We start from the raw sequence: 23,669 nt of genomic DNA on the forward strand, positions 1-23,669 counted from the left end.
GAGTACGACGCGACGTCGGAGTTTTGACTCGGGGGTGTCCGCATCCATCGACCAGGAGGATCCGTCATGACCGCCCCGTCGAAGCTGATCACTGTCGAAGAGTTCTTCGGCCCGCCCACCCGTAGCCGGGCCCTGCTGTCCCCGGACGGCACGAATGTCGCCTACCTCGCCCCATGGCACGGCCGGCTCAACGTGTTCCTCCGTGATCTGGACACGGACTGGGCCGCCCCCGACGACGTGCACGACGCCGGCGCCCCGGGCGCCCAGCGCATCACCTCTGACACCCGGCGCACCATCGACACCTTCTTCTGGACCACCGACGGCCGCTACCTGCTGTTCCAGCAGGACACCGACGGCGACGAGAACTGGCACCTGCATCGCGTTGACCCGACCCGACCCGACGAGCCCGCGGTCAACCTGACTCCCTTCGAGGGCGTGCGGCTGCTCGGCGCGCACCTCCCACCGGACCGGCCGGGGACGGCTTTCGTGCAGCTCAACATGCGCCGCCCCGACCTGGCCGACCTGTTCGAGCTGGACCTGGCGACCGGCCTGCTGACCTTGATCGCGGAGAACCCGGGCGACGTCATCTCCTGGCTGCGCACCCCGGACCGCTTGCTGGTCTTCACCATGGAGGAAGGGGGCGAACACGTCCTGTCGGAGTGGGCTCCGGGCGAGCCGCGCCCGATCGCGCGATTCGCCGGCACCGATTTCCTCTTCGGGGTCCTCCCGGCCGCGCTCACCCCGGACGGGAACGGACTGTGGATCGGTTCGTCGCGCGGCTCGGACCGCACCCGCCTGGTCCGGGTCAACCTGGACACCGGCGAGCAGATCGGGGTGGACAGCCACCCCGTCTTCGACCTGGACACGCCTCGCCCCGAGGCAGACCCGCGCTTCCCGTCCTCGCTGATCCTGCACCCGAGCACCGGGGAACTGCTCGGCGCCCGCTATCTCGGTGCCCGTCAGGAGATCCACGCGCTCGACCCGCACTTCGCCACGGTGCTGCCGCGACTGGCCGAGCTGTCCGACGGCGACCTGGCCCACGTGTCCTGCGACGCCACGGCGCAACGCTGGGTGGTGGACTTCACCCACGACCGCGATCCCGGCGCCACCTGGTTCTACGACCACGCCACGGGACAGGCGCGCCGCCTCTTCCGACCGTTCCCGCACCTCGACCCGGCCCTGCTGGCCCCGGTCACCCCCATCACCGTCACCGCCCGCGACGGCCTGGCCCTGCCCTGCCACCTCACCCTGCCGGTCGGGGTCGAGCCGCGCGACCTACCGACCGTGCTGCTGGTGCACGGTGGACCGTGGTACCGCGACAGCTGGTGCTACGACCCAGAGGTCCAGCTTCTGGCCAACCGCGGCTACGCGGTGCTACAGGTCAACTTCCGAGGGTCCACCGGTTACGGCAAGGCCCACACCCAGGCCGCGATCGGCCAGTTCGCCGAGCGCATGCACGACGACCTGATCGACGCCCTCGACTGGGCGGTCGAGCAGGGCTACACCGACCCGGACCGGGTCGCGATCTACGGCTGTTCCTACGGCGGCTACGCCGCACTCGTCGGGGCCGCGTTCACCCCGGACCGGTTCGCCGCTGCGGTCAGCTACACCGGGATGTCCGACCTCGTCAACCTCGTCCAGTCGGTCGTTCCGTTCGCCCGTCGCAGCGTCGAGAACAGCTACCTGCGCTACATCGGCGACCCGGACGACCCCCGCCAGGAGGCCGACATGCTCGCCCGCTCACCCATCAACCGGGTCAACGGCATCACCGCACCAATGCTGCTGATCCACGGCGCCAACGATGTGCGCGTCGCCCGCCGCCACTCCGACCGGGTCGTCAACGCGCTTCGCGCCCGCGGCGCCGAGGTCGAGTACCTGCTGAACGAGACCGAGGGCCACTGGTTCATCAACACCGACAGCAACATCGAGCTGTACCGCACGCTCGAACGCTTCCTGGCCCGCCACCTGGGCGGACGGTCTTCGACCATGTCCTGATCCACGGCGGGCGAGCGACGACCGCACACCACCGCGCCCTTCTCGGGCCCAATGCCGCGGCCCGGCCGGTGAGAAGCGATCATGATCGGAGCGGAACGGGCCATGGAGCACACCGATCACTCGATCGACGCCTCCTTGCGGTCCCGCCCCCGCTTGCGGTGGAGAACCTCGGGGCTCGACCACGGACCGTCGTCGCGTGGCGGGGGAGTACTTCGAATCCCCCGGCACGGGCGGTACTCACTCGTTGACGGAAGGAGTAAGCCGAAGCTGAGTAGGAGTGCTCAGGTGGCGGTATCCGGTGCGCCCCACACTGATCGCATGATCTCAACACCCTTTGCACCGGTCAGTCCGCTTCGTTCGTTCCTGACTGGTTTCGCCGCAGGCACAGGCGCGGCTTTTGGCGCATCGCTGCTGGGCGGTCTGGTTACCGCCCTGATAGCGGCCTACATGTCGGAAGACGTGGTGGGAGCCAACATCGGTGCCGGCCTGGCCGGCACGGCCACGGTGATCGTCATCGCCCCGATCCTGGCCTGGCTCCTGTTGCGGCTCGCCAAGGCGGCCTCACCGCTCCTGACGGCCGTGCTCTCCTTCCCCGTGCAGCTCGTGCTGTTAATGGTGGCGACGAGCGCGGGGATCGCCGTGGACGACTGGCTGTGGACATCGGCGCCGGCCCTCGCCGAGGCCGTCCCCACGATGGTGCCCTTCGTGGTCATGGACGTGATCGCCATCGGCGTCTCGGTCGCCATCGCGGCCCTGGCCGTGAACTGGTTCCGCTCTCGCCGCACATCCGCCGCTCTGCCCGCGCAATCCTCTGATCAGCGCCAGCCCGAGGCCCTCTGACGGGTCGGCCCGGTTCTGCCGAGAGTACGGCGGGACCGGGCCGATTCCTCACCCCACCGGTTCCTCGTCCGCGGCCCCTCCCCGCCCGGGGCGGCTGCACCGGCCGCCGGTCCTCCGAGGTGCCGACCGCCTCCCCGCCCCCCTATAGCCAGTCGTGTTCCCGTGCGTAGCGTGCGGCTTCGTGTCGGGTCCGGGTCTGGGTCTTCTGCATGGCGTTGGAGAGGTAGTTGCGAACCGTGCCTTCGGCCAGGTGCAGCTGGGCGGCGATGTCGGCGACCGCGTACCCCTCGCGGGTCGCTCGCAACACGTCGATCTCTCGATCGGTGAGGGGGCAGTCGTCGATGACGGCGAGCGCGGAGACGTCGGGGTCGATCCATCGCTTGCCCTGGTGCAGGGCCGTGATGACCGAGGTGATGTGTGCGGGGTCCGCCGCCTTGCTGACGAAGCCCTGGACCCCGAGTTTGAGCGCCTTGCGCAGCACGCCGGGTCTGGCGTGGCGGGTCAGCATGAGAACCACCTGTTCGGGCAGTGTGCGGCGGATCTCCGCGACCGCGCCGAGTCCGTCCACGCCGGGCATCTCCAGGTCGATGACGAGCACGTCGGGTCGGTGGTGCAGCGTGGCGTGAACGGCGCTCTCCCCGTCTTCCGCTTGGGCGAGCACGGTGATATCGCCTTCGAGGGGCAGCAGGGCGGCCAGTGCTTTGCGCAGGAGGGCTTCGTCGTCTGCGAGCACCACTGTGGTCACTGGTCGTCCTTGCGTGTGTCGGAGGGGGTCGCGGCGGGAAGGGTCGCGGCGGTGCAAAACCATCCGTCTTGCTGGTGCACGCGCAGTTCGCCCGCGCTGTCGGCTACTCGTTGCCTGAGGGTGGAGAGTCCTCTGAGATCGGGAAGAGGTCCCTCGCGCGCGCCGTCGTTGACGATGGTGATTCCCATGGTGGAGAGAGTAATCCGCACCTGTCGAGCCTGGGCGTGACGCAGGATGTTGGTCGTGGTCTCCCGGAGGACCTGGCCGAGCAGTTCGCCCGCGTGTGAGTTGACCTCGGATTCACGGTCAACCCGAACACGGATACCGGCGGCCTCGAAGAGGTTCTTGGCGTTCTCCAGTTCCGCGGACAGGTTGAGCCGTCGTTGGGCGTAGGCGAGTTCCTTGGTCTGTGCGATGGTCTCGCCGACGAGGGTGTGGATCTCCTGGAGTTCGTCCTCTGCCCGTTCGGTGTCAACGCGCACGAGCTTGCGTGCCAGTGCGAGCTTGAGCTTCACCACGTGGAGCGTGTGGCCCTGGATATCGTGCAGGTCGCCGGCGAAACGCATGCGCTCGCGGATGACGGCGTGTTCCGCCTCCCGTCGTCGCGATTCCCCCAACTCCGTGATGAGGTCGTGGACCGCGTAGATGAGCATCGTGAAAACGATTCCCGCCGCGGCGACGCAGAGGGAGATGAAGACGAACTCGCCCAGGGCCGCGACCCCGTCCTCGCGCGCCACGACCAGTTTCGTCGCGAGCACGACGACGGCGAAGGCGGCGATGCCCGCGATCACCGCCCGCCGGTGACGCGGCAGTTCGAAGGCGGCGATGGTGGCCACGATGGCGAACCCGTAGGACGGTGCCGAGACGTTCAGCGCCAGCACCCCGACGACCCACACGATCGCGGTGACGATCAGGCCGGGGAGCACCACACGGGAGAAACGGCTCACGGTCCACCGGTTGACGACCAGCAGTGTCGTGGCCAGGCCCACGCCCATGAGAAGCGCGTCCCACCAGGTCCTGGCGTCGCCCGCCACCAGCAGCGCGCCGACGGCGGAGATCGCGCCGGACACGATGCCGAAATTGAGCGTGCGCAGCTGGCCCTGTGTCTTCTCGCTCTGCCCCGACGTCATGCACGCCCCTTCCGCACTCGTTTCCACAGCCCCCGCACATCGTCCTCCATCCCGGCCCTTCCGGTGTCGGAGCGAAGGCGTCCCGAGCCGTGGGGAAGCCCCCGTACGGCCCGGGACGCGACGGCCGCCTCGAAACACGGTCAACGGGCCGCGTCACGGTGTCCTTTGTGCTCAGGCGTCAGGATTGCGTCCAGTCTGCTCCCGCCCGACCGCGTCCACCAGTGACACCACGTCATGGGTTCGCCGCAGAAATGTCACGGGAGAACGGTGACGCGGTCCCACTGCCCGGAGGCGGCGCCGATGGACGAGGGTGGCGTCATGTCCGTGACACCCGTCATCGATGCCGACGCCCCACGCTCCGATGCAGCGGCTTCCCCCTCCCGCGAAGAGTCTCTTCGTCGGGCTGCCTCGCAACGGGCCCCACGCGCGACTCGACACGAACGGGGTCGAAAAGACCTTGTCCGCAACCCGCTGCCCCTACAAGACGATCTGGAGTCCACTCCGATGACGGTTGCCCGTTCCGGCGACTCGCCGCCCACCACACACCACCCGGTACAAGCGACCCCCGTCACCGAACGCGTTTTGGCCCCCGACCTGGCCCGCGGCATGATGCTGCTGCTCATCGCCCTGGCCCACGTGCCCTGGTTCATCTACGACGCCCCCGCCGGCATCGCCCTGCTGCACCCCGCACACGGCAACCTCGCCGACAAGATCACCCAAATCCTCACCATCGTCATCGTCAACGCCCGCACCCACACCATGTTCGGGTTCCTCTTCGCCTACGGCATCGGGCAGATGTACGCCCGCCAGACAGCGCGCGGCACACCCCCCGCCCGCGCCCGCCGGCTCCTGCGCACCCGTCACCTATGGCTCCTGGCCTTCGGCGCCGTGCACGCCGCCCTGCTGTGGCAGGGCGACATCCTGGGCACCTACGGCCTCATCGGCCTGCTCATGATGCCGCTGTTCTTCAACCGCAGCGACCGCACCCTCAAGATCTGGATCGTCGTCCTGCTGGTGGCCGGCGCCCTTCTCAGCGCCCTGACCGTCCTCTCCGCGATGGCCGCGCCCGCGGGTGAGGCCATCGCGGCAGCAGACCTGCAACGCCTCAGCATCGCCGAGGCCGGCTTCCTGCTCTCGGCCGCGATCCGCGTGCCCACCTGGATCTTCGGACTGTTCTCGGGGGTGGCGACCCTGGCGTTGCCCACCGTGTTCCTCATCGGTCTGCTCGCCGCGCGCCACCACGTCCTGGACGAGCCCGCCCGCCACCTGCCGTTGCTGCGCCGGGTGGCCCTGACCGCCATCCCGTTGGGTTGGGCCGCGGGGGCGGTGCTGGGTCTGGAGCACACCGGTGTCATCACCACGGGCTACGAGAGCGTGTGGAGCACGCTGCACTTCTACACCGGGACCTTCACCGGGGTGGGTTATGCCGCGCTGTTCGGGCTCCTCGCCCATTTCCTGGCCACCCGCGACGCCCACCGCGCGCTGCCCGTCCAAGCCCTGGTGGCGTTGGGGCGCCGCTCGCTGAGCGGGTACCTGGCCCAGTCGGTGGTCTTCGCACCCGTGTTCGCGGCGTGGGGCCTGGGGTGGGGGATGTATTTGTCGAGTTGGTCGGCGGTAGGGGTGGCGGTGGGTACCTGGGTGTTGACCGTGGCCGCGGCACTGTGGATGGAACGCGCTGGTGTACGCGGGCCGGCCGAAACCCTCCTGCGCACACTCACCTACCGAGGAACGACCCGCCGGGTCCACGCCGACAAGGCCCGTTAGCGGCACTGCGGAGCATGAGCCACCGCGCCAGGAGTCCTCTGAGGATCTCCTCGGCGCGGGTCCACGACGGGGAGCCACTGTCATCCGGGGGAAACACCTGCGCGCAATGGGTTGCGTGCGGCGGACGCGGTCCCGTGACCGGGAGAGCGAACGGGCCCGGTGTCCGAGCCACCGCCGCACCGGAGGCCCGGTGTGTTCGACTCCGTGCGCCGTGCACCATCAGCCGGGACCTACGGTTCTCCCATGGGGAGCCGGTCGCAGGGGTACGCCTTCCCCAAGGAACTCGAACGGGTATCCGGCGGCCTCGGGTTCACCCAGTGGCGGAACCTCCTCAAGGGACGCCGGAGAACGGTGTCGGGACGGACATACGGGGGCTGACATGTCCACGACGCGCTTGCTGGTGCTCGGCCTGGTGGTGGGGCACGGCACGACGCACGGCTACGCGATCCACCATGAACTCGTCCTGTGGGACGCCGACAAGTGGGCCAACGTCAAGTGGGGATCGATCTACCACGCGCTGCGACAGTTGACGAAGGAGGGCAAGCTCGCCTCCGTCGAAGACCCCTCCGGGCGGGTGGACTACCGCATCACCGACGAAGGCCACGAGGCGTTCATGCTGCTGTTGCGCGGCGCGCTCAGCGACGGGGGAGCCCACGCCGACCTCTTGTCGGCGGGGCTGGCCTTCCTGACCGCCCTGCCCCGGGCCGAAGCCATCGCGCTGCTGGAACGCAGGCGCGCCGCCCTGGAGGAGGAGCGGGAGCGCACCGCAACCATCGTCGGGGCCGGCCCCGACCGGGCGTGGAAGACACCCGGTACCGAACACGTGCCGGAGATGTTCGCCCTGTGGCACGGCAACGCCGACCACGCGCTGCAGTGGACGTCGGGGCTGATCGAACGGCTGCGCGGCGGCGCGTACACGATGGCCGACGACGTACGGGCGTGATCGACCGGTCGCACGGACCGGTGGGCAGCGGTTGCGCAGGAGCCGTTGCCGTCGTCCCGGAAGCGGGGGATCAGTCGGTGGAGAAGTGGCTGGCGACTTTCTCGGCTTCCACCGAACCCTCACCGATCGCGGTGTAGAGGCTTTCCAGGTCGGCGTGTCCGGCTCTGCGAGCCACCCCTACCATCTTGCCTATTGCCTCGGAGTCCACCAGCCGGACCTCGCCCACGAGGTCCGCGAGACGCCGGCGGCCGGCCTGTTCGGCGTGTTCGCGGGCGCGCGTGCGGTGCCACGTGGTGATACCGACCCGGGCTTCACCGGTCTTGGCCGAGGCCAGCCAGTCGCGGTCGGGGTTGGGCTCGTCCTTGGTGATGATCCGCACGGTGTCCCCGTCACGGACCGGGCTGGAGGGGCCGACGAGGCGTCCGCCGATAATGGCGGTGGAGAAGTGGTTCCCGGTGTCGGTGCTGATGGTGTAGGCGACGTTGACCGGGGTGGCGCCCTCGGGGAGGGTGAGGATTCGTCCGTCCTCGGTCAGGACGGTGATGGTCTCGGCCAGGTCGGTGCGCACGCCGCGCAGCAGTTCCTCGGCGGATGCCTGCTCCTGCCAGCCCAACAGGCGGGTCAACCACTCCGGGTCGGTCGTGCGTTCCCGGGTCAACCGGCCGTCCCGGCCGGTCACCTGACGGATCTCGGCGACGATTCCGAGCTCGGACACCTGCTGGGCGTGGGAGTCGCAGATGATGATCTGCACCCGCCGGCCGGAGTCGGTGACCACGGTGGTGTGCAGCGCCCGGTAAAGGTTGTATTTGGGGATCGCGATGAAGTCCCGGAACTTCTGCGGTACCGGGCGCCAGCGCCCGTGGACCGCGCCGAGCGCGAGGTAGGCGTTCTGCTCGCTGCCCTTGACCACTACCAGACATCGGACGGTGTCGAGTGCGTCGAGTCGCTCACCGGGGCCGCGCCCGGAGGTGAACACCGAGTAGAGGTGCCGTTCGCGGGTCTCCACCGTCGCCTTCACCCGGAAGGAGACGAGCATGTCGCGGAGACGATGGCGCACGGCGTCGAACTCGTGCCGACAGTCCTTGCGTACCTGCTCCACCTTTGCCCGGGTGCGGTCGTGCTCGTCGCCCTCCAAATACGCGAAGCACAGGTCCTCCAGCTCGCGCTTCAGGCGGTACACGCCGAGGCGCTCCGCCAGCGGGATGAGGAGCTCCCTGGTTCCCTGGGCGATCTTGATGCGCTTGTGGGGCGGCTGGAACTGCAGGGTGCGCAGGTTGTGCACCCGGTCCGCCAGTTTGATCAGCAGTACGCGGAGGTCGTCCCGCGCGGCCAGGACCATCTTGCGGAAGGTCTCGCCCGCGGCGGCGTTGCCGTACATGGACCGGTTGACCTTGGTGACCCCGTCCACCATGATGCCGACCTCGACCCCGAACTCGGCGCTGAGGTGGGCGAGGCTGAAGGGGGTGTCCTCGACGGTGTCGTGCAGCAGGGCGGCAACCAGCGTGGCCGTGTCCAGTCCCATCTCCGCGAGGATCGTGGCGACCGCGAGCGGGTGGATGATGAACGGTTCCCCGCTCTTGCGCTTCTGGTCCCGGTGCAGGTGCTCGGCGACCGCGTAGGCACGACTGAGCAGGGCTGCGTCTGCCTTGGGGTACCAGCGCAGGTGTTCGTCCACGAGCGGCTGGACATCGGGGCAGGGGCTACGGGTGGCCATGGCCTTGTTCAGGCCCTTCCACCATGCGGAGGAGGCGATGAGATCCGCGGATGCGGCCATGTGGGAGTCCCCCTTCGCGTACGCGCGAGTGTGGTGTGTCGCCGATATTACATCGGCTCCCGGGTGCCACCGGCGGCCAGGGGAGCCTCACCGATCCACCGCAGGTCAGCGGCCCGATCCAGCTCGCCCAAGCACACTGGAACTTACCGTATTCGCAGGTCAGAAGGTTGCTGTTGATGGAGTTGGGTCCCCCCGATCGGGGGGAGGGAAAAGGGCTCGGGACCACCGCCGGTGGGGCGCTTCTCACCCGACGGGCGGGGCCACCGTGTCGGAGCTGCGCCGAGGTGCGGGACGGGGAAAGCGAGGCGCTGATTTCGCCCTCGACTGGCCTTAACCGTTTCAGTAGGGTGTCCGCCATGACGACTGGACACGGTGAACTGCGGTGGGGTATCCAGGCCACGGGCGCAATCGCGGCGGCCTTCGCGCAGGGGCTGCGCGCGGTGGGGGGAGCGCGGCTCACCGCCGTGGGTTCCCGCACGGTCGAGGGTGCCGACCGGTTCGCCGACCAATGGGGCATCCCCAATCGCCACGGCAGCCTCGCCGGGCTTGCCGCCGACCCCGATGTGGACGTGGTCTACGTCGCCACCCCGCACCCGGCCCACCATACGGCGACCCTTGCCTGCCTGGAGGCGGGCAAGCACGTCCTGTGCGAGAAGCCCTTGGCGATGAACATCCGCCAGGCGACGGAGATGGTCGAGGCCGCCCGCCGCAACGAGCGCTTCCTGATGGAGGCGATGTGGACCCGGTTCGCCCCCGCCACCCGCGCGATCAAGCGGCTGGTGGACGACGGCGCGATCGGCGAGCTCCGGGTGCTCAACGCCGACTTCGGCAACGCCGTTCCCTACGACCCCCGACACCGCATCTGGGCTCCCGAACTGGGTGGCGGCGCACTGCTCGACCTGGGTGTCTACCCGATCGCGCTGGCCTCCTTCTTTCTGGGCGAGCTGACCGTCGTGGGCGCCACCGGCCATCGTGCCCCCAACGGAGTCGTTGACGCCCAGGCAGCGGTGGTGGTGGTCGGAGCGGCAGGGGCCACCGGGCTGTTGTCGTGCTCGTTGGAGGCGCCGCTTCCCAACCGGGTGGCCCTGGCCGGGACGCTCGGGCGCATCGAGTTCGACCGTTGGTGGTGTCCCACGGAGTTCACCCTGCACCGCAACGGCCGCGACCCCGAGTCGTTCGTGTTCCCCCATCGCGCCAACGGCTACGAGTACGAGGCCGAGGAGGTCGCCGCGCGCATCGCCGAGGGCGCGCTGGAGAGCCCGTTGATGTCCTGGGACGAGAGCCTGCGCGTGACCGCGGTCCTGGACGAGGTCCGCGCCCGCCTCGGCGTGGTGTACCCGGCCGACGCCGGATGAGTTTGGGGCCGGGGTGTTGCCGAGAAGGCCCGCGTGTTCACCGCGGACTTCGACTGGGGACCGCTGTTGGCCACGGTGTTGCCCGCCCTCGGCGTCCCGCCCCGGCCTCCGGCCGCCCCAGGGCATGCACAGCGCGCCTATCTCGGTGCGCTCGTGGCCGACGAGTCGTTGTGGGGGACCGACGTGGGCAACGCCCTCTTGGCGTTTCAGCGGGCGGGGCCGCCCTACGACCGTCGTGCCGGGCTACGGCCGGCGGCGGCCCCGTGCCCGCTAAAGGGGATAGGGCCCGAAGCGTCCCCATGCCACGAAGGCCGCGAGGGCCAGCAGCACCGCGTTGAAGACGATCCCGCTGTATTCCTTGCGTCGCAGGTGGACGACGGCTGCCAGTGCCATGGTGACGGCGAGGCCCGCCGCGGCCAGCGGGGTGAGCACCGTGGCCACCCCGGTGGCCGCGGGCAGGACCAGGCCGAGTCCGCCGAGCAGTTCGGTGACGCCGATGGCCTTGACGGCCGTGGCGCCGAAGTCCTCGACCCAGGGCATTTTGGGGGCGAGTTCGTCCTTGGTCCGGGTCGCCTTCACGACTCCGGCCATGACGAACATGGCGGCGAGCACGATCTGTACAACCCACAGGGCGGTGTTCATCGAGGTGGTGTCCTTGGTCGTGTGAGGGGGACCGCTACCGAGGCGGTGGGGCGGGGCAGGCAGGGCAGACGCGTCCGGCGCGGCCGGTCGCCGACCTCACCCGGCTTCAAGTGAAGGAATTCCTCCACTTCTGCGAAGCATAGCAGGGTAAGCGGAAGAATTCTTCCGCTTGTACGCTGGCCCCATGGCCTCAACCGACACACCCGGGCAGGGGACAGGGCACGAACAACCGGTCCTGCGCGCCGATGCCGCCCGCAACCGTGAACGCATCGTTTCCGCTGCCTGTGCGGTCTTCTCCCAACGCGGCCTGGAGGTGGCGATGGAGGACATCGCCCGTGAGGCAGGGGTGGGGGTAGCGACCCTCTACCGGCGCTTCCCCACCCGCGAGGCCCTCATCGCCGACGCCTTCGAGCACAAGATGACGGCCCATGCCGATGCGGTCGCCGATGCCTTGGAGGACCCCGACCCCTGGCGCGGCTTCTGCGGCTATCTCGAACGCGTCTGCGCCATGCAGGCCGCCGACCGGGGCTTCGCCAGCGTGCTCACTCTGACTTTTCCCGCCGCCAAAGGATTCGAGGCCCAGCGTGACCGCGCCTATCGCGGTTTCGTCGAGCTGATCCAGCGGGCGAAGAACGCCGGCCGGTTGCGCGCCGATTTCGTCGCCGAAGACCTCGCCATTCTCCTGATGGCCAACGCCGGCGTGGTGGAGGGCACCGGAGAGGCCGCCCCCGAGACCTGGAAACGGCTGCTGGGCTACATGATCCAGTCGTTCGCCACCCCCGCCCCCCAGCCGCTGCCCGACCCGCCCAGCCCCACCCTCATGCACCGGGCGCTGCTGCGCCTGCGACCGGGGCCCCGAAAAGGCTGCCCGCCTCGACGGTGAACCGGGCGGCCGCAACGGGCCATGACGGGTTAGCCCGACGGCCATTGGGGTTAGGAACAGCGTGATCACCGGAACAGGGGACGAGGAGCACGCGCACACGTGAAGAACGGACGTACGGGTTCACGGCCGGGCAGGCGGTCGCGGTGGCGCCGGCTGGGCGGGGCGATTCCCTGGTGGGCATGGCTGTTCGTGGTGGGCCTGCTCCTGCGGGGAGCCGCCTGGATCTTCACCAACGTGGAGCACCTCTGGCTGTGGCTGCTGGGCGCCGCCGCGATCGCCGCGCTGACGGCATGGGCCGTGGTCAAGGTACGCCGGGTCCGCTCCCGCGCATGGCTGGCCGCCCACGCCGACCTGGAGATGATCGACTCGCTGCCGGGGCCGGACTTCGAGACCTACGTGGCAGAGCTGTTGCGCCGCGACGGCCACGCGCGGGTGCGGGTGCAGGGTGGCGCCGGAGACGGTGGAGTGGACATCCTCGGTGTCACGCCGCGGGGAGAGCGCTTCGTGGTGCAGTGCAAGCGCTACTCCCGGCCCGTGGCCCCTGCTGCGGTCCGGGAGTTCCAGGGCGTCCTGCACACCACGCACCGCGACCACATCGGGGTGTTCGTCGCCTCCAACGGCTTCAGCGCCGCCGCGCGGCAGGCCGGTACGGGCATCATCCTGATCGACCGACCGCGCCTTGCCCTCTGGGCACGGGGACGGGTCCCGCTCACCCTCGACGAGGACGCCCGAGCGGCTTGACCGCCCGCACCCGAAGCCTCCGGTAGTCGGCCCACCAGTGGCCGTCCCGGTGCAGATCGGGGCGCGAACGCCGTTCCAGTTCGACCAGGAAGGCGTCGGGGTCAGCGACGCCGGAGAGCAGGTGGGCGCCGAACATCCGCAGCCAGTCGGCCAACCCGCCCTCTGCCGCGAGGCGGGTCGGCCGGTCGAACAGCCAGGCGTCGCGAACCTCGAACCCGGCGTCCTCCAGGACCCGGGCGTACTCGGCGACCGTGGGGAAGTACCAGGGGCTGGCCGCATCGGGGAGCCCCTGGTCCAGGCGCAGGGCCCGTGCGGCGGAGTCGATGGCCCCGATGTTTCCCGTACCCCCCAGTTCGGCGACGAGCCGCCCACCGGGGCGCAGTGCGGCGTACAGACCGGCAGCGGCATCGGCCGCATCGGGAATCCAGTGGAGTACGGCGTTGCTGAGAACCGCGTCGAACTCCTCCGCGAAGTGGAGGTTGCGCAGGTCGGCAAGGAGGAAATCAGGGCCGGAAAAGCGTTCGCGGGCCCGTTCGATCATCGCGGCGCTGGCATCCACGCCCACCGCCGTCACCCCGGATTCGCCGAGCGCGGCGACGTGTTCCCCTGTGCCGCAGCCGGCGTCCAGGACGCGCTCACCGGGCCGGGCATCCAGGAGGTTGACGAGCGCCTCGCCGTATCCGGCCACGAAGGAGTGCCGGGTGTCGTAGAGCTCGGCGTTCCAGTTCTGCGAGGTCATCCCCCGACCCTAGATCACCGTCTCTTCATTTGAAACTCACGTCTCACATTCAGAGACGTCATCGTCCGGTCGGCCCGTGGTCCGACCGGGCGGCGCGGGCAGGGCTGCCCGGCAGCGCGGAGGCCGTCTCGCGGATCCGGGCGTCGAGATCGCGCACGGTCGGAACCGCGCCGCCCTCCGAGGCGTCCGCCCGCGCCGGCCCGTCGTCGGGAACACGTGTTCACCGGGATCGGGTTCAAGCCGCATAGCGACGGGCAGCATCCGGGGGCGGGGAAGACGACGTCGGAAAACGTCCGGGTACGCCCTGCCGCCCAGCAGCCGCAGCAGGGTGGACTTGCCGACGCGAAAATCCAGTGACCGGCGCAGGCGGATTGGGTAGAGTGCAACCGTCCTGTTGTCTCCGATAGAGGTGGACGTTGCGCATCTGAGGTCCGCGATCATCGCGCGGTACGGCCCTGTCCGTAACCAGTCACTCCGCAGCCGGCTCTGTGCCGCCGTGACCCCGCGTAGATGCGACCTCGGTGCATGAAACGTCCCTCGCCCTTCGGGCAGGACCGCACCCCTTTTCCCGGTCTGGTCACCGCGTGGTGTTCGCACACGAAGCCCTTTCATCCACTGCGCTTGCGACTGCGAGAACACCAATGACCAATCCCATCACCCCCAGTACGCCTGTGACCTGCTCCGACCTGTCCTTCCAGTGGCCGGACGGCACGACTGTCCTCGACGGTCTCTCCGTCAGCATCAGTGGGGGCCGGACCGGTCTCGTCGGGACCAACGGCGCCGGCAAGTCCACCCTGCTGCGGCTGCTGGCCGGCCGGTTGCGCCCCTCCAACGGATCGGTCACCGTCGGCGGCAGCCTCGCCTACCTGCCGCAGGACATCACCCTCGACACGGCTCTGCGCGTTGACCAGGCCCTGGGCATCGCCGAGCGGCGTACCGCGCTGCGCGCCATCGAGGATGGCGACGTAGGCGAAGAGCACTTCGAAACGATCGGCGACGACTGGGACGTCGAGGAGCGGGCCCTGGCGACCCTGGGCTCCCTCGGTCTCGGCGGCCTCGAACTGGACCGCACCGTCGGGCAGATGTCGGGCGGGGAGACCGTTCTGCTGCGCCTGGCCGCGCTGTTGTTGGAACGCCCCGACGTACTGCTGTTGGACGAACCGACCAACAACCTCGACCTGTTCGCACGGCGCCGGCTCTACGATGCCGTCGATTCCTGGCGGTCCGGCGTGCTGGTCGTGGTCAGCCACGACCGCGACCTGCTGGAACGGGTGGACCGCATCGCCGAACTGCGCTCCGGATCGGTGAGCTGGTACGGGGGCGGATGGTCGGCCTACGAGGAGGCCCTTGCCGTCCAACAGGAAACAGCCGAGCGGATGTTGCGGTCGGCGGAGGCCGACGTTCGACGGCAAAAACGCGAACTGGAGGAAACCCAGACCAAGGTGGCCCGGCGCCAGCGGCACAGCAGGAAGATGGACGCCCAGCGGCGGGCTCCGAAGATCATCGCCGGCAAGCACAAGCGTTCCGCGCAGGAGTCGGCGGGCAAGCTTCGCGGCGTCCACGAGGACCGTCTCAACGAGGCACGCGAACAGCGCGAGGAGGCCGCGGAGGCGATCCGCGACGACGCCGAGATCCGGGTGAGTCTTCCCCACACCGCTGTGCCCGCAGGTCGCACCGTTTTGACCGTGCAAGGGCTGCGGCCTCGGTTCGGCGCACTGCGCGAAGGCGACCTCCAGGTGCGCGGCCCGGAGCGCATCGCCCTGGTAGGACGCAATGGAGCCGGCAAAACTGCACTGCTGCGCACCCTCACCGGAGAACTGACGCCCTTGTCAGGAAAGGTCGAGACGTTCGTACCGCTGCGGTTCCTTCCGCAGCGCCTGGACGTACTGGACGAGGAGCTGAGCGTGGCGGCCAACGTGGCCCGCCTGGCTCCGGGGACCACCGACAACCACATCCGCTCCCAGCTCGCACGCTTCCTGTTCAAGGGGGCGCGCGCCGAACAGCAGGCGAGGACCCTTTCGGGCGGGGAACGCTTCCGGGCCGCCCTCGCAGCGACGATGCTCGCCGCACCGGCACCGCAACTGCTCATGTTGGACGAGCCGACCAACAGCCTCGACCTGGCCAGCGTGCGACAGTTGACGAGCGCTCTGGGGTCTTACGAGGGAGCGCTTCTGATCGCCAGCCACGACCTGGCATTCCTCGAATCGGTCGGTGTCACCCGCTGGCTGCTCGTGGCGGAGGAATTGCAGGAGACCAGCGCCGAAGAGGTCCGCGACCTGCTCGAAGCGTCCGGGGCCTGCTGAGGGCACGACGGTTCTCGCCCGCTGCTTCCCTTTTCCGCGGTTCATCGCGGAAAAGGGAAGCAGCCCGGGGCGAACGGCGGTCGATTCCTCCACGACGCGCCGGGCGGCAGCCGAACCGCGGGATTCGGGGAAACAGAATGCCGACCGACACGGTGGGCCGAAAAGCGCCGACCGATCGCTTTCCCCGCGAAACCCCCGGGCCCGGGTAAGCGGCTTTCGGGGCCTACCGCACAGGAACTCTCCCGTACAGGCGTGTGGCCAGAGCCAGCCAAGAATCGCCGTCGGTGACTTCCCAGCGAAGAATTCGGGGATGTTCCTGCATGGCGCCGGCTCAGGAGCGGATCCTCCTGCCGGCCCGGACCCGGTGCCGTCCCACGAGGCCGGCCCGGGTTCGTCCCCGCTTCTCATCCCCGAAGAGAAGGATCCGTGCACCAGAAGCGCCCGCCCGTCCTGACCTCCTACGATCTTCGTCCCCAGGCAGCCGGGCTCCGTGCCCGGGGCCCACTCGTCCAGGTGGAGATCCCCGGAGGGGTCATCGCCTGGGCGGTCACCACCCACACGGCGGTTGCCGAGATGGCGACCCATCCCGACGTCAAGAAGGGCCTCTCCTACTGGAGCGCGTTCTCCCGGGGCGAGATCCCGCCGGACTGGCCGCTGATCTCCTGGGTGGCGGCCGAGAACATGTTCACTGCCGACGGCGAACGGCACGATCGGCTGCGTCGGCTCGTCTCCACAGCCTTCACCCCGCGCCGCATCGAAGCGCTGCGGTCCCGCGTCGAACAGATCGTGGCCGCCCTGCTCGACGACATGGCGTCCGGGGACGGCACGGCCGACCTCAAGGAATCACTGGCCCGGCCGCTGCCCATGACCGTGATCACCGAACTGTTCGGGGTGGACGCCGCAACGAGCACGCGGATGACCAACCTCGTCAACACCGCCTTCGACACGACGTCCACCCCCGAGACCGCGGCGCGCAACCAAACAGCCCTCATGGCCCTTCTCGGCGAACTCGTCGCCGGCAAACGGGACCATCCCGGCGACGACATGACCAGCACGCTGATCTCCGCCCGGGACGACTCCGACCGGTTGAGCGAGTCGGAGTTGGTCTGGACACTGATCCTGATGATCGGGGCGGGCTACGAGACCACGATGAACCTGATCGCCAACGCCGTCCACGCACTGCTCACCAACCGCGACCAGTTGGGCCTGATCCTGGACGGTTCCTATGGCTGGGACGCGGCGGTCGAGGAGGCCCTGCGCTGGAACGCTGCGGTGCAGAACGTCCCTCTGCGGTACGCCGCGGTCGATATCACCATCCAGGGTGTGACGGTTCCTGCGGGGGACCCGATCCTGCTCGGATACGGTTCGGCCAACCGCGACCCCGCTCAACACGGACCGGATGCACACCTATTCGACATCACTCGGCAACAGCGGCCGCACCTGGCGTTCTCGCGCGGAGCGCACTACTGCCTGGGCGCGAGCCTGGCCCGCCTCGAAGCCGAAACGGCGCTGCGCATGCTGTGGCAACGCTTTCCCGATCTTGTAGCGACCCTGGAGGACCCGCCCTATGAGCCCTCCATCGTGACCAACGGTTTCACCACGCTGCCGGTCGCCTTCACCCCGTGAGTTTCCGCTCCGCCGTCCGGAGCTGGGTCAGCAGAGAACGGCCAGCGTGTCCAGGGCCGCGAGGGGGTCGGGGCCCGTAGGCGCCAGGACCGTGTCGGTGACGCCGGCGCGGTGCAGTTCCTCGATGCGGTTCCTGGCCTGCTCGGGGGTACCGGTGACGGAGAGCTGGGAGATCCATTCGTCGGGCATGCGCTGGGTGAACTCCTCGCGGGTGGAGCACCGGGCGCGCAGTGCGGTGAATTCTTCGGCGAAGGGGAGGGGCGCGATGTGGGCGTGCCAGTCGGGTTCACCGATCCATTCGAGTGCGGGCCGGGCAGCGGCGATCGCGGTGGCCGGATCGGGGTTGACCGCGGCGATGTTGTAGGCGACGAGGCGGTGCGGCCGGGTGGCGTCGATCTGTCGGAGGGCGGCGCGAGCGTACTGCGGTGCCACTGGTTCGGCGAGGATGGTGCCGTCGGCCACCGCACCGGAGACGGCGAGGGACTTGGGGCCGCGTACCCCGGCAAGGATGTCGGGAACGGTGTCGGGAAGGGCGCTTGTGTCGAGGTGGACGCCGTCGAGGTGGACGTAGCGGCCGCGCGTGTCCAGACGCTGGCCGCGCAGCAGTTGGCGCAACGCGTCGATGGACTCGCGCAGGAAGGCGAGAGGGCTCGTGGGCCACTGGCCCACGCTGCGCATCCAGCCGGGCATCCCGTGCCCCACGCCGATGTCGATGCGGCCGGGAAAGAGCTGGGCGAGGGTGGCGACCTCCATGGCGGCGAACGCGGTGTTGCGGGCGCCGGCGGGGAGGAGGCCGATGCCGACCCGAATATCGGTGGTGGCGGCCAGGACGGCGGCGGCCTGGGCAATGCCGCCGCGAAAGCCCAGGTCTTCGACGACCCAGACAGCGGCGAAGCCCAGCTCTTCTGCGCGGCGGGCGAACGGCAGGATCTGCGCGGTGGGCAGGTCACGGGCCAACAGCACGCTCACGGCAGGTACGGCGGGGGTGGGACTCACGGTGTTCTCCCTGGATCGTGGAGCGGCCCGGCGCGGACGTGGGCATCAGACGCCGACGGGGCGGCGGAGCGACATGGGACCGACGGGGACGGTTCGGTGCCGTTCTTTCACCAATGAACATAATGAACAAGATTGATGTTCGCAAAGCAATACTTCAAACATTTTAAATGTTTATTCAAGGGTGGTGGTTCGAGCGCGGCCGAACTGGACCGTCGTCGCCCTGGGCGAGTCCGCTGCGACGTACCGGACCGTCCGAACCTGCGCTCCCGACCACGGCGGGGCGACCGGTCCGGCTGTCGATGCCGCGTGGCGGGCGATTCCCGGCACCGGCCACCACGGCTCGGGTGAAAAACACATTGCCCGGCACCCTGCCTTTCAGGAGACTGTGCCGGTAACCGAAGCAGCGGAGAACACCGATACCGACCGACGAGGAAGCGGGCGACGACGACCGGCACCGGTCGCACAGGCGGTCCTGCATGGGCTGCACAGGCGTTGGCGCCGTGCACCGGCAACCGGGAAACCGGTGGGGGAGCCCTCAAGCCAGCAGCGCGGCAACCTGTTCGGGGGTCCATGCTCCGCGGGCGCCCGGACGGTTCGCCAGATAGGCACCGATGCGCCCGGTCCCCCAATCGTGGGCGGCCGACAACCCGGTTCCGATGGTGCGCAGATAGGCCGCGCTGGGCGCGACCGTCTCGACGCGTGCCATGGGCCACGGCGCGGTGAAGCCCAGCACGGGGTGCCCCTCCAGGACACCCAACCGCAGCAGGGTCTCGTAGCGCCCCTCGCCCAACTGGTGCCGCCCCCGGGAAAGGACGGTGGACAGGTCCAGGTCGGTACCCGGTTCGCGGTACATCTCCTGAGCGGCGATATCGCTGAACTGGGCGGTCGTGACCAGGTGGGCGCGTGCGGGTGCGGCTCCGGGCAGAGCGGGGTCGTACACCGCAAGGCCACCGCCCCACATAGGGGAGCGCAGCGCGAAATAGACACCGCCGGACAGCCACACCGCCCGGCTGTCCCGGGGAGCAGCACGATCGCGGCACCCCGGGTTGGCCCTGGTCCCGCCCGGGGGCATTCCGCCCTCGATGTAGCAACCCAACCGGTCCGAGGACATGTTCGCGCCGTAGGACGCGTACCAGACGAGGAGAGGCTGGGTACTCACGCCGCGGAGACGACCAGGATCCGCTCGAAGCAGACGCTCTGGGGGGAGTCGGCGTAATAGCCGAAGCGGTCGATGCGGTGGTAGCCGCACCGTTCGTACAGGCGCTGGGACTCGGGCTGGGCGGTCCCCGTCTCCAGGCGCATGCGCACCGCGCCCTTGGCGACCGCCGCTTCCTCCAACGCGCGCAGCAGAACCTCGCCGATCTGACGGCCGCGCCACACCGGCGTCACATACACGCGTCTTGCCTCGAACGTCTCCTCGTCGAGACGGCGCATCCCCCCGCAGCCCACCGCAACGGCGGTCTCGGCGTCCCGGGCCAGAAGAAACAGATCGACGTCGGTCTCCGAAGGCTTGGGCCCCGGTTCGGTATCGGCTCCGTAGCGCTCACTGATCTCCGCCTGCTGCTCCAGGCGCAGCCGAACTCCAACCGGGTCGTCCCAGCTCACGGTTTCCACGATGATTCCCACGCGCAGCAGGCTACGCTACCTGGCCCCCCGTTCGGGGCGAGACAGCCGGTACAGGACATGGGAGGCAAAGGGGTGACCGGCTCCGAGGTCGGGGTTGGTGAAATCGGCGGTCGTATCGCGTCGCATCCCCAACCGCCGCATGACCGCCTGGGAGCGACGGTTGGCGGCTGCGGCCATGGCCACGACCTCGGTGAGCCCGACCTCGGTGAACCCGAACTCCAGGGCGGCCCGCCCGGCCTCGGTGGCGTATCCCTGCCCCCAGGCGTGCCGGGCGAGCCGCCAGTTGACGTTCACCGCGGGGGTGAAGTCGGCGGTGAACCCGACGTTGCTCAGGCCGGTGAATCCGATGAACTCCCCTGAGTCAACGACCTCCAGCGCCCACGGACCGAATCCGTAGATTTCGAAGTGCAGTTCGTAGCGGTCGATGGAATCGTCGCTCTGCTCCCTGGACCGCCGAGCCGGGAAGAACTCCATTACCACCGGATCGGTGTTGATCGCCGCGAACGGCTGGCGGTCGCGATCGCACCAGCGCCGCATCAACAGGCGTTCGGTGCGCAACTCCGGTGCATCACCCATGACCGCAGGCTAACCCGCCCCGAACGGACTGGGAAGCGCTTGGAGCGCACCGCAGGGATCAACCGGCCCGACCGGTAAGAGCGAGCAGCCTGGTCTGGGCCGGTGTGTCGGCGGAGACCGGGCGCGGAGGGTCGAAGAGCGGGGAGGGGCCGAGGAAATCCTGTTCGTGCGCCCAGTGAAGGAGCGCGGCGCTCAGCTCGGGGTCGAGTTCGTCGTCGGCGCTGATCGCCCTGGCCAGGTCCCAGGCGTGCACGGCCAGGTCGAAGGTCATCTGCCACAGGTACTCCTCGGCGAGGACGTCGCCGTAGGACAGGTGGACGGTGCGCGTGACGGAGTCGGGTGCCAGCCAGGCCGTCCGGGCCTCGCGCGCGACGATCTCCCACGTGGCGATCGGTTCTTCCCCCAACCGGTCGCCGTCGTAGCGGTCGCCGGCCTCGGCGATGGTGCCACCCGAGAGCAGATGCGGTACCCACAGTTGCTCACTGACCAGATGGTTGACGAGATCGTGCACGTCCCAGTCGGTGCAGGGGGTGGGCAGCGCCCACTGCTCCAGGCGCACGGCGCGTACCCGGCGGTCGAACTCGGCCATCGCCTGTCCGTGCAGGTCGAGGATGTCACTCATGGGATCTCCATCGTGTTCGGACGTCGTATGACCTAGACCGTGTACCCGCTGAACGGCGAGACACGTGTGAAGGAGCGATTTTCCGCAAGTTGTCAGGGGCTCACGCTGTGTCGCAGGCACCCCATGCGCACCCGGATGGCGATCATGGGAAAAGCCCCAGGCCAAGAGTGGGGCCCACAGTGGAAGTCGCCGGTCCGCGACGGTCGGGGCCATAAAGGAGGACATGTGTCGGACAGGAGCACATCGGCGTCCAGGGGCGGTGAGGACCTCAACATCGTGCACGTGGCGCTGATCGCGGGTGCTGCCGCGATGGGCGGTTTCCTCTTCGGCTACGACACCGCCGTCATCAATGGCGCGGTCAGGGCGATCCAAGAAAACTTCCAGGTGGGAGCGGCCGAAACCGGGTTCACCGTTGCCGGTGCGCTGCTCGGTTCGGCGCTGGGCGCGGCCATCGCCGGTAGTCTCGCCGACCGGTTGGGACGAATCCGCGTCATGCAGATCGCGGCGGTGCTGTTCGCCGCGAGCGCGGTCGGCTCGGCGCTGCCCTTCGCGATCTGGGACCTGGCCGCCTGGCGCATCCTGGGCGGTATCGCCATCGGCATCGCGTCGGTGATCGCGCCCACCTACATCGCCGAGATCTCCCCGCCGGCATGGCGCGGACGTCTGGCGTCGTTGCAGCAACTGGCGATCGTGCTGGGCATCACGGTGTCCCAACTGGTCAACTACGCGCTGGCCGCTTCGGCGGGCGGCAGCGCACTGGACGACCTCGGCCCTCTCATGGCCTGGCAGTGGATGCTGGGCGTCGGCCTGGTGCCCGCCGTCGTCTACTTCCTGCTCACCCTGATGATCCCGGAGTCCCCACGCTTCCTGGTGCGGGCCGGTCGCCTGGACAAGGCCCGCCGCGTGCTGGCGGAGGTGGAGGGCGGCGACGTGGACCAGCGCGTCAGCGAGATCCGCGCGGCCCTCGGTTCGGAGTACAAGCCCAAGCTCAGCGACCTGCGCGGCCGGTACGGCCTGCTGCCGATCGTCTGGGTGGGAATGGCGCTGTCGGCGTTCCAGCAGCTGGTCGGCATCAACGTCATCTTCTACTACTCGGCGTCGCTGTGGCAGTCGGTGGGAATCAACGAGAGCGACTCGCTGCTGCTGTCGTTGTTCACCTCGATCGTCAACATCGTGGGCACCTTCATCGCCATCGGCCTGGTGGACCGGATCGGGCGCAAGCCGCTGCTGCTCGTCGGGTCGGCGGGAATGGCCGTGGCGCTGGCGGTCACCGCGTTCGCGTTCAGCAACGCCGAGGTCGTGGGGGAGCAGGCCCAGTTGCCCTACGCGTGGGGCGTGGTGGCGCTGATCTCGGCGAGCTCGTTCGTGCTGTTCTTCGCGCTGTCGTGGGGCGTGGTGACCTGGGTCCTGTTGGGGGAGATGTTCCCGCTGCGCATCCGCGCCGCCGCGATGGCGGTGGCCACGGCCACGCAGTGGATCGCCAACTGGCTGGTCACCGTGACCTTCCCGGCACTGCGCGACTGGAACCTGTCGTCAACCTATCTGATCTACACGGGGTTCGCCGTGCTGTCGTTCATCTTCGTGTGGAGGTTCATCTCGGAGACGCGCGGGAGGACGCTGGAGTCGATGGGGACCTGAGCCCTTCGACACCGTGGCCCCGGTCGGATTCCGGCCGGGGCCACGTGCTTTCGACTCAGAGCCGGTCGATCGCGGTGAGGTTGACGTTGACCGCGAAAGGGACGGTGAGCGTCAGCCGGTCGTGGTGGATACCGGTCAGTGCGTACGCGGCCGTGGCCGGGTCGAGTTCGTAGACGTAGACGGTCGGCTTGCCCGACACCTCCTCCACCCGCCAGAAATGCGTGATACGCGCCGCCGCGTAGAGCTGGGGCTTGCGCTGGCGGTCGCGTTCCTGCCGAATCGGGGGAGACGACCTCGACCGCCAGCTCGACGGCCTCGGGACGATAGGCGGTCTGGGCGGGGCCGTCCTCTGCTTCGGCCCGCACGACCAGGAGGTCGGGTTCGGGGCGCTGGCGGGGCGCCAGGACCACCGACGTCTCCCGACGAACCCGCAGATGTGGGGGAACCCCCACGCGCAGTCCCTGTTCCAGCAAGTACATGGTGAGGCTGTGAAAAAGTTTCTGCGGACCCACGAAAACAAGGCTTCCGTCGATCAGCTCGGTGTGCGCAGGAAGGTCGGGCAACCGGTCGAGGTCGGCGGCGGTGAAACCGCGGGCCGGCGGAACGAGCCAGTCAGGTATCGGTTGCGCGGTCATCGCCTGTCGCTCCCCGTCAACGGTCTGCTCATGCAGCTCAGCGTAGCGACAGAACGACCGGTTCCGGCTGGCCGCGCACCACGTCCGCTCCCCGCA

At 69.1% G+C, this 23,669-nt stretch carries 20 protein-coding genes and 1 pseudogene; 10 read left to right on the plus strand and 11 right to left on the minus strand.

The features are described from left to right. Positions 1 to 66 precede the first annotated feature (66 nt). Positions 67 to 1,995 carry a S9 family peptidase gene (locus AC0VYP_RS12645; protein WP_475469797.1) on the plus strand — a complete coding sequence of 643 codons (1,929 nt, stop codon included), beginning with the start codon at positions 67 to 69 and terminating at the stop codon, positions 1,993 to 1,995. A 447-nt stretch (positions 1,996 to 2,442) separates the two neighbouring features. Next, positions 2,443 to 2,835, plus strand: a complete 393-nt coding sequence (locus tag AC0VYP_RS12650; RefSeq protein ID WP_475469799.1) for a hypothetical protein — start codon at positions 2,443 to 2,445, stop codon at positions 2,833 to 2,835. Between the two features lie 142 nt (positions 2,836 to 2,977). Here the strand turns inward: AC0VYP_RS12650 and AC0VYP_RS12655 are convergent, their stop codons facing one another. Together AC0VYP_RS12655 and AC0VYP_RS12660 are read right to left on the minus strand one after the other, a co-directional pair. After that, entirely contained in the window at positions 2,978 to 3,580 is a 603-nt protein-coding gene (locus AC0VYP_RS12655) for a response regulator transcription factor (RefSeq protein ID WP_285759887.1), read from the minus strand. Then, positions 3,577 to 4,710, minus strand: coding sequence for a histidine kinase (locus AC0VYP_RS12660; protein WP_475469802.1), 1,134 nt, complete (start codon positions 4,708 to 4,710; stop codon positions 3,577 to 3,579). Before AC0VYP_RS12660 ends, AC0VYP_RS12655 begins: the two co-directional genes overlap by 4 nt. 504 nt (positions 4,711 to 5,214) lie before the next feature. Between AC0VYP_RS12660 and AC0VYP_RS12665 the strand changes: the two genes are divergently transcribed. Both AC0VYP_RS12665 and AC0VYP_RS12670 read left to right on the plus strand, forming a co-directional pair. Beyond that, positions 5,215 to 6,474, plus strand: a complete 1,260-nt coding sequence (locus AC0VYP_RS12665) for a DUF418 domain-containing protein (RefSeq protein WP_475469804.1) — start codon at positions 5,215 to 5,217, stop codon at positions 6,472 to 6,474. Positions 6,475 to 6,853: 379 nt separating this feature from the next. Further along, the gene (locus tag AC0VYP_RS12670; protein WP_285759890.1) at positions 6,854 to 7,417 is read left to right on the plus strand and encodes a PadR family transcriptional regulator; all 564 of its coding nucleotides are present in this window, start codon (positions 6,854 to 6,856) and stop codon (positions 7,415 to 7,417) included. Between the two features lie 70 nt (positions 7,418 to 7,487). Here AC0VYP_RS12670 and AC0VYP_RS12675 read toward each other — a convergent pair whose 3' ends face one another. Next, on the minus strand, positions 7,488 to 9,191 hold the full coding sequence (locus tag AC0VYP_RS12675) for a RelA/SpoT family protein (protein WP_475469806.1): 1,704 nt from the start codon (positions 9,189 to 9,191) through the stop codon (positions 7,488 to 7,490). Between the two features lie 356 nt (positions 9,192 to 9,547). Here AC0VYP_RS12675 and AC0VYP_RS12680 point away from each other — a divergent pair, with 356 nt between their 5' ends. Next, the gene (locus AC0VYP_RS12680) at positions 9,548 to 10,546 is read left to right on the plus strand and encodes a Gfo/Idh/MocA family protein (protein WP_285759892.1); all 999 of its coding nucleotides are present in this window, start codon (positions 9,548 to 9,550) and stop codon (positions 10,544 to 10,546) included. A 270-nt stretch (positions 10,547 to 10,816) separates the two neighbouring features. Here the strand turns inward: AC0VYP_RS12680 and AC0VYP_RS12685 are convergent, their stop codons facing one another. Next, on the minus strand, positions 10,817 to 11,188 hold the full coding sequence (locus AC0VYP_RS12685; RefSeq protein ID WP_285759893.1) for a DoxX family protein: 372 nt from the start codon (positions 11,186 to 11,188) through the stop codon (positions 10,817 to 10,819). Positions 11,189 to 11,372: 184 nt separating this feature from the next. Between AC0VYP_RS12685 and AC0VYP_RS12690 the strand changes: the two genes are divergently transcribed. Continuing rightward, on the plus strand, positions 11,373 to 12,071 hold the full coding sequence (locus AC0VYP_RS12690) for a TetR/AcrR family transcriptional regulator (RefSeq protein WP_285759894.1): 699 nt from the start codon (positions 11,373 to 11,375) through the stop codon (positions 12,069 to 12,071). A gap of 99 nt (positions 12,072 to 12,170) precedes the next feature. Next, positions 12,171 to 12,812, plus strand: coding sequence for a restriction endonuclease (locus tag AC0VYP_RS12695; RefSeq protein ID WP_475469808.1), 642 nt, complete (start codon positions 12,171 to 12,173; stop codon positions 12,810 to 12,812). Here AC0VYP_RS12695 and AC0VYP_RS12700 read toward each other — a convergent pair. Further along, complete coding sequence (locus AC0VYP_RS12700) at positions 12,781 to 13,551, minus strand: methyltransferase domain-containing protein (protein ID WP_475469809.1); 771 nt, start codon at positions 13,549 to 13,551, stop codon at positions 12,781 to 12,783. The two genes, AC0VYP_RS12695 and AC0VYP_RS12700, sit on opposite strands and share 32 nt — an antisense overlap. A 641-nt stretch (positions 13,552 to 14,192) precedes the next feature. Here AC0VYP_RS12700 and AC0VYP_RS12705 point away from each other — a divergent pair. Beyond that, positions 14,193 to 15,854 (plus strand): ATP-binding cassette domain-containing protein, encoded by a 1,662-nt coding sequence (locus tag AC0VYP_RS12705; protein WP_475469811.1) that lies wholly within the window; start codon positions 14,193 to 14,195, stop codon positions 15,852 to 15,854. A 519-nt stretch (positions 15,855 to 16,373) separates the two neighbouring features. Further along, positions 16,374 to 17,480, plus strand: a complete 1,107-nt coding sequence (locus AC0VYP_RS12710) for a cytochrome P450 family protein (protein WP_475474243.1) — start codon at positions 16,374 to 16,376, stop codon at positions 17,478 to 17,480. A 27-nt stretch (positions 17,481 to 17,507) separates the two neighbouring features. Here the strand turns inward: AC0VYP_RS12710 and AC0VYP_RS12715 are convergent, their stop codons facing one another. From AC0VYP_RS12715 to AC0VYP_RS12735, 5 genes are all read right to left on the minus strand, one after another. Next, entirely contained in the window at positions 17,508 to 18,476 is a 969-nt protein-coding gene (locus AC0VYP_RS12715) for an LLM class flavin-dependent oxidoreductase (RefSeq protein ID WP_475469813.1), read from the minus strand. 535 nt (positions 18,477 to 19,011) lie between these two features. Next, positions 19,012 to 19,635 (minus strand): histone deacetylase, encoded by a 624-nt coding sequence (locus tag AC0VYP_RS12720; protein ID WP_349497206.1) that lies wholly within the window; start codon positions 19,633 to 19,635, stop codon positions 19,012 to 19,014. Continuing rightward, a complete protein-coding gene (locus AC0VYP_RS12725) occupies positions 19,632 to 20,090 on the minus strand; it encodes a GNAT family N-acetyltransferase (protein WP_475469814.1) in 459 nt (152 codons plus the stop codon). The genes AC0VYP_RS12720 and AC0VYP_RS12725 overlap by 4 nt, the downstream gene beginning before the upstream one ends. 27 nt (positions 20,091 to 20,117) lie before the next feature. Continuing rightward, entirely contained in the window at positions 20,118 to 20,678 is a 561-nt protein-coding gene (locus tag AC0VYP_RS12730; RefSeq protein ID WP_475469816.1) for a GNAT family N-acetyltransferase, read from the minus strand. A 58-nt stretch (positions 20,679 to 20,736) separates the two neighbouring features. After that, positions 20,737 to 21,300 carry a TIGR03086 family metal-binding protein gene (locus AC0VYP_RS12735; protein ID WP_285759901.1) on the minus strand — a complete coding sequence of 188 codons (564 nt, stop codon included), beginning with the start codon at positions 21,298 to 21,300 and terminating at the stop codon, positions 20,737 to 20,739. A 225-nt stretch (positions 21,301 to 21,525) separates the two neighbouring features. Between AC0VYP_RS12735 and AC0VYP_RS12740 the strand changes: the two genes are divergently transcribed. Then, positions 21,526 to 22,938, plus strand: coding sequence for a sugar porter family MFS transporter (locus AC0VYP_RS12740; protein ID WP_285759902.1), 1,413 nt, complete (start codon positions 21,526 to 21,528; stop codon positions 22,936 to 22,938). A gap of 55 nt (positions 22,939 to 22,993) precedes the next feature. Here the strand turns inward: AC0VYP_RS12740 and AC0VYP_RS12745 are convergent. Further along, a pseudogene (locus AC0VYP_RS12745) lies at positions 22,994 to 23,573 on the minus strand (Uma2 family endonuclease). Positions 23,574 to 23,669: the final 96 nt, after the last annotated feature.

The organism is Nocardiopsis sp. iso_186, from assembly GCF_056173365.1.

Excerpts from the sequence above, each read along its gene's own strand:
- AC0VYP_RS12670 (WP_285759890.1), top strand. The coding sequence starts at position 6,854 with ATGTCCACGACGCGCTTGCTGGTGCTCGGCCTGGTGGTGGGGCACGGC.
- AC0VYP_RS12660 (WP_475469802.1), bottom strand. The coding sequence starts at position 4,710 with ATGACGTCGGGGCAGAGCGAGAAGACACAGGGCCAGCTGCGCACGCTC.
- AC0VYP_RS12690 (WP_285759894.1), top strand. The coding sequence starts at position 11,373 with ATGGCCTCAACCGACACACCCGGGCAGGGGACAGGGCACGAACAACCG.
- AC0VYP_RS12735 (WP_285759901.1), bottom strand. The coding sequence starts at position 21,300 with ATGAGTGACATCCTCGACCTGCACGGACAGGCGATGGCCGAGTTCGAC.
- AC0VYP_RS12650 (WP_475469799.1), top strand. The coding sequence starts at position 2,443 with ATGTCGGAAGACGTGGTGGGAGCCAACATCGGTGCCGGCCTGGCCGGC.
- AC0VYP_RS12645 (WP_475469797.1), top strand. The coding sequence starts at position 67 with ATGACCGCCCCGTCGAAGCTGATCACTGTCGAAGAGTTCTTCGGCCCG.
- AC0VYP_RS12705 (WP_475469811.1), top strand. The coding sequence starts at position 14,193 with ATGACCAATCCCATCACCCCCAGTACGCCTGTGACCTGCTCCGACCTG.
- AC0VYP_RS12675 (WP_475469806.1), bottom strand. The coding sequence starts at position 9,191 with ATGGCCGCATCCGCGGATCTCATCGCCTCCTCCGCATGGTGGAAGGGC.
- AC0VYP_RS12665 (WP_475469804.1), top strand. The coding sequence starts at position 5,215 with ATGACGGTTGCCCGTTCCGGCGACTCGCCGCCCACCACACACCACCCG.
- AC0VYP_RS12700 (WP_475469809.1), bottom strand. The coding sequence starts at position 13,551 with ATGACCTCGCAGAACTGGAACGCCGAGCTCTACGACACCCGGCACTCC.
- AC0VYP_RS12685 (WP_285759893.1), bottom strand. The coding sequence starts at position 11,188 with ATGAACACCGCCCTGTGGGTTGTACAGATCGTGCTCGCCGCCATGTTC.
- AC0VYP_RS12730 (WP_475469816.1), bottom strand. The coding sequence starts at position 20,678 with ATGGGTGATGCACCGGAGTTGCGCACCGAACGCCTGTTGATGCGGCGC.
- AC0VYP_RS12680 (WP_285759892.1), top strand. The coding sequence starts at position 9,548 with ATGACGACTGGACACGGTGAACTGCGGTGGGGTATCCAGGCCACGGGC.